At 72.3% G+C, this 5,835-nt stretch carries 1 protein-coding gene; it reads left to right on the top strand.

The genetic code is table 11. The features are described from left to right. Positions 1-45: 45 nt before the first annotated feature. The coding region (locus QR77_RS03305; RefSeq protein ID WP_236710521.1) for a type I polyketide synthase at positions 46-5,835 on the top strand (5,790 nt) is incomplete at its 3' end.

The raw sequence follows: 5,835 nt of genomic DNA, 5'->3' as shown, positions 1-5,835 counted from the left end.
ACTTCGCCGGTGTTCGCGGGTCGGATGGCGGAGTGTGAGGCGGCGTTGGCGCCGTTTGTGGACTGGTCGTTGTCGGAGGTGGTGGCGGCGGGTGAGTTCGGCCGGGTGGATGTGGTTCAGCCGGTGTTGTGGGCGGTGATGGTGTCGCTGGCCGCGGTGTGGGAGTCGGTGGGTGTTGTCGCCGATGCGGTGGTGGGTCATTCGCAGGGTGAGATCGCGGCTGCTGTGGTGGCGGGTGCGTTGTCCCTGGAGGACGGCGCCCGGGTGGTGGCGTTGCGGTCGCGTGCGATCCGCGCTTTGGCGGGTCGTGGTGGGATGGTGTCTGTGCCGCTTTCGGTGGAGCGGGTGCGGGAGTTGTTGCCGGCGGGTGTGTCGGTGGCTGCGGTGAACGGGCCGTCGTCGGTGGTGGTGTCGGGTGACCCTGCCGGTCTGGACGCGGTGTTGGCGTCGGTGGAGCGGGCGAAGCGGATCCCGGTGGACTATGCGTCGCACTCCGCCCATGTGGAGGAGATCCGTGAGGAGATCCTGTCCGTACTTGAGGGGGTGACGCCGGGTGAGGCGCGTGTGCCGTTCTTCTCCAGTGTTGATGTCGGCTGGGTTGACGGTTCGGAGTTGGATGCCGGGTACTGGTATCGCAATCTGCGGCAGACGGTTGAGTTCGAGGGCGCTGTACGTTCCCTGATCGATGCCGGGCACGGTGCGTTCGTGGAGGTCAGTGCTCATCCGGTGCTCACGGTGCCGATCGAGGAGACCGCTGAGGACGCTGTGGTCGTGGGCACGTTGCGCCGTGACGAGGGTGGTTTGCGCCGTTTCCTGATCTCGGCGGGTGAGTTGTTCTCGCGCGGTGTGGCGGTGGACTTCGCACCGTTCGTCAGCGGTTCCCCCGCCCATCCTGACCTGCCGACATACGCCTTCCAGGGGCAGCGTTACTGGCTGGAGACGGCTGTTTCCAGCGGCGACGTGAGCTCGGCCGGTCTGCGCAGCGCCGAACACCCGCTGCTGGGTGCCGCGCTGCCGCTGGCCGACGCCGACGGGCACCTGTTCACGGGCCGGCTGTCGCTGCGTACCCACCCATGGCTGGCCGATCACGCCGTCAACGGAACGGTGCTGCTCCCGGGCACCGCCTTCCTGGAACTCGCCCAGTACGCCGCCGACCACCTCGGCTGCGACACGGTCGAGGAACTGACGCTGGAGGCGCCGCTGGTGATTCCCGAACGCGGCGGCATCGCACTCCAGCTCGTGGTGGGCGCGGCGGGCGCCGACGGCAGCCGCCCGCTGACGGTCCACGGCCGGGCGGACGACGCCCCCGCCGACCAGGAGTGGATCCGGCACGCCGGCGGCACACTCGCCGCGACGAGAGCCACCACCGGTTTCACCGCCCACAGTTGGCCGCCCGCGGGGGCCGAGGCCCTGGACATCGACGGCTACTACGGTCGGATGGCCGAGCGCGGCTTTGTCTACGGACCGGCCTTCCAGGGACTCCGTGCCGCCTGGCGACAGGGCGACACGCTGTTCGCCGAGGTCGCCCTCTCCGAAGCCCAGCAGGAGGAAGCCGAGTCCTACGGGCTGCATCCGGCCTTGCTGGACGCGGCATTGCAGGCCTCGGGGCTGGGCGCGTTCTTCGACGACGACGAGGCCAGGCTGCCGTTCGCCTGGCGCGGGGTGTCCCTGCTGGCATCCGGTGCGAGCGTCCTACGGGTGCGCGTCCACGCGACCGGACCGGACTCGGTCGCCCTGGCCGCCGCCGACGGGTCCGGCGAGCCGGTCGTCACCGTAGAGTCGCTCGTGGTCCGCCCGCTCAACCCCGAACTGTTCCGGGCCGCGCGTGAACTCCCGTACGTCATGGGCTGGCCGGTGCTGCCGCTGGACGCGGCCGGCACCCACCCGGCGCCCGAGGTGTTCTCCGTCGACGCGACCACGGCGCACGGGGCGACCGCCCAGGTGCTCGCGCGGATCCAGCAGGCGCTCGCCGAGGACGGCGCGGGCACGCTGGTCATCCTGACCCGGGCTGCCGTGGCCACCACGCCGGACGCGGATGTCGACCTGGCACACGCCCCGGTGTGGGGCCTGGTCCGCTCCGCGCAGGCCGAACACCCCGACCGGTTCGTCCTGGTCGACACCGACGCCGCGTCCGAACACCTCGTGGCCGCCGCCGTCGCGACCGGTGAACCGCAGCTCGCCCTGCGCGACGGCACCGCCCACCGGCCCCGGCTGGTCCGCGCCTCCGCCGGCGACACCCTGCTGCCGCCGGCCGGCGACGTCCCCTGGCTGCTGGGCAGCACCGAACGCGGCACACTGGAGAACCTGGCCCTGCTGCCCGCGCCCGAACTGGCGGGGCCGCTCGCCGACGGTGAGGTGCGGATCGAGGTCCGCGCCGCCGGCATGAACTTCCGCGACGCCCTCAACGCCCTCGGCCTGCTGCCGGGTGAACCCGGCCCGATGGGTATCGAGGGCGCCGGCGTCGTCACAGCGACCGGGGCGGCTGTCGCCGACCTCGCCGTCGGCGACCGGGTCTGCGGCGTGTTCGCCGGCTGCTACGGGCCGACCGCGGTCGCCGACCGGCGGCTGCTGGCGAGGATGCCTGACGGCTGGACCTTCGAACAGGCCGCCTCGGTACCGGTGGTCTTCCTCACCGCCTACCGCGGGCTGGTGGACCTGGCCGGTCTGCGCGCCGGAGAGTCCGTCCTGGTGCACGCCGCGGCCGGGGGCGTCGGTATGGCCGCAGTCCAACTGGCCCGGCACCTGGGCGCCGAGGTCTACGGCACGGCGAGCGACAGCAAGTGGGAGGCGACCGGGCTGCCCGCCGACCGGCTGGCTTCCTCCAGGACCGCCGACTTCGAGAGCGCCTTCCACGCCTCGACCGGCGGCCGGGGTGTCGACGTCGTCCTCAACTCCCTCACCGGCGAACTCATCGACGCTTCCCTCCGCCTGATGCCCCGTGGCGGCCGGTTCATCGAGATGGGCAAGACCGACCCGCGGGACCCGGCACAGGTGGCGGCCGATCACGAAGGTGTGCGCTACCAGGCGTTCGAGCTGATGGACGCGGGTCCGGACCGGATCCACCAGATGCTGACCGAGGTGCTCGGCCTCTTCGAGAGGGGCGTGCTGACCCCGCTGCCCGTCCGCACCTGGGATCTGCGCCGCGCTCCCGAGGCGATGCGCTTCCTCAGCCAGGCGAAGCACATCGGCAAGCTCGTCCTCACCACGCCCCGCGCGCTCGACCCCGAAGGCGCCGTACTGATCACCGGCGGCAGCGGCGTGCTGGCCGGCCTGGTGGCCCGTCACCTCGTCGCCGAGCACGGGACGCGCCACCTGGTCATGCTCAGTCGCAGCGGCGGAGCGCCGGACGTTCCCGGCGCCGAGGTCCGCTCGCTGGTCTGCGACGTCTCCGACCGGGCCGCCCTCGCCGAGGTGCTTCGGACCCTGGACCGACCCCTGACGGCCGTGATCCACACCGCGGGCGTCCTCGACGACGGCGTACTCACCGATCTCACCCCCGAGCGCCTCGGCCGGGTCTTCCGCGCAAAGGCCGACGCGGCGCTTCACCTGCACGAGCTGACGCGCGGCGCGGACCTCGCCGCCTTCGTGTTGTTCTCCTCGGCCGCCGGCTCCTTCGGCGCCCCCGGCCAGGGCAACTACGCCGCCGCCAACGCGTTCCTCGACGGGCTTGCCCAGCACCGCCGGGCGGCCGGGCTGCCCGGACAGTCGATGGCCTGGGGCATGTGGACCGAGCGCAGCGCACTGACCGCCCGGGTCGACGACGGCGACGTCCGGCGGATGGCCCGGTCCGGCATGCTGCCGCTCTCCACCGAGCGCGGCCTCGCCCTGTTCGACTCGGCGCTCTCCGCCGACCTCACCGCTCCCGTCATGGTGCGTGTCGACCACGCCGCGCTGCGGCGGCAGGACACCCTGCCCGCGGTGCTGCGCGGCCTGGTGCGCGGTCCTGTGCGCCGCGCCTCCGGCGGCGCCGCGAGCGGCTCCTCTCTGGGCGGCCGACTGGCCGCCATGCCCGAACACGAGCGGCAGCGGCACATCCTGGACCTGGTCCTGCACGCGGTCGCCGTGGTACTCGGCCACGCCTCCCCGGATCTCATCGAGACGGGCAAGGCCTTCCGCGAACTGGGCTTCGACTCACTGACCGCCGTCGAGCTGCGCAACCGGCTCACCAAGGCCACCGGGCTGAAGCTTCCGGCGACCCTGGTCTTCGACTACCCGACGCCGTCGGTCCTGGTCGGCCACCTCCTCACCGAACTCGCCGACACCGGCACCGCCGTGGTGGCCGCGTCGCCGGCCGCCGCCGCCTCCGACGAACCGATCGCCATCGTGTCCATGGGATGCAGGTTCCCCGGCGGTGTCAGCAGCCCCGAGCAGTTCTGGGAGCTGCTGGCCGCCGGCGGTGACGCGATCTCCGGTCTGCCCACCGACCGCGGCTGGAACGTCAGCCGGCTGTACGACGCGGATCCGGACCGTACCGGCACCTCCTACGTGCGGGAGGGCGGGTTCCTCCACGCGGTCGGGGAGTTCGACGCCGGTTTCTTCGGCATCAGTCCGCGCGAGGCGCTGGCGATGGACCCGCAGCAGCGGCTGCTGCTGGAGACCACCTGGGAGACCTTCGAACGGGCCGGTATCGACCCCGACTCGCTCAAGGGCACCCCGGGCGGCGTCTTCATGGGCACCAACAGTCAGGACTACATCACCCTGCTCGCCGGTGATCCGGAGGCGGGTGAGGGCTACATCGCGACCGGCAACTCGGCGAGTGTCGTCTCCGGCCGCCTCTCCTACGTCTTCGGTCTCGAAGGCCCCGCTCTCACCGTCGACACCGCCTGTTCCTCCTCCCTGGTCGCCCTGCACCTGGCCTCCCAGGCGCTGCGGTCCGGCGAGTGCACGCTGGCTCTCGCCGGCGGCGTCATGGTGATGGCCACCCCCGGCGGGTTCGTGGAGTTCAGCCGCCAGCGCGGGCTGGCCGCGGACGGCCGGTGCAAGTCCTTCGGGGCGGACGCCGACGGCTTCGGCATGTCGGAGGGCATCGGCGTTCTGCTGCTGGAGCGGCTGTCGGACGCCCGCCGCAACGGACACCCGGTACTGGCCGTGGTGCGTGGCAGCGCGGTGAACCAGGACGGCGCCTCCAACGGGCTGACCGCCCCCAACGGACCGTCCCAGCAGCGGGTGATCCGCCAAGCGCTGGCCAACGCCGGGCTGAAGCCGTCCGAGGTGGACGTGGTCGAGGCACACGGTACGGGTACGTCCCTCGGCGACCCGATCGAGGCGCAGGCGCTGATGGCGACCTATGGTCAGGACCGGCCCGAGGAAAGGCCGTTGTGGCTGGGGTCGGTGAAGTCGAACATCGGCCACACACAGGCCGCCGCCGGCGTCGCCGGGATCATGAAGATGGTGCTGGCGATGCGTCACGGCATGCTGCCCAGGACGCTGCACGCGGATGAGCCGTCGCCGCACATCGACTGGTCCGCCGGCCCCGTCGGGCTGCTGACCGAGGCCCGCGAGTGGCAGGACGCGGGCGCGCCGCGCCGCGCCGGTATCTCCTCCTTCGGTATCAGCGGCACCAACGCCCACGCGATCATCGAGTCGGTGCCCCCGGTCGAGCCGGCCGCCGCCCCCGAGGCCGCCGTGGTGCCGTGGCTGTTGTCGGGCAAGACCCCGGAAGCCGTACGAGCGCAGGCCCAGCAGTTGCTGGCGGCCGTCGACGAGAACCCGGTCGATGTCGGCAGTACGCTCGCCGCCCGCACCGCGTTCGGCTACCGGGCGGTGGTGGTCGGACAGCACCGCGAGGACTGGGTGAACGGACTGACCGGTCTGGACCGGCCGGTGGCCGCTGGT

The organism is Streptomyces sp. 150FB (assembly GCF_000818195.1).
In the GTDB taxonomy this organism is placed as follows: Bacteria; Actinomycetota; Actinomycetes; order Streptomycetales; family Streptomycetaceae; genus Streptomyces.
Note: the sequence above shows the minus strand (reverse complement) of the source record. Positions and strands in the feature narration are given on the sequence as shown.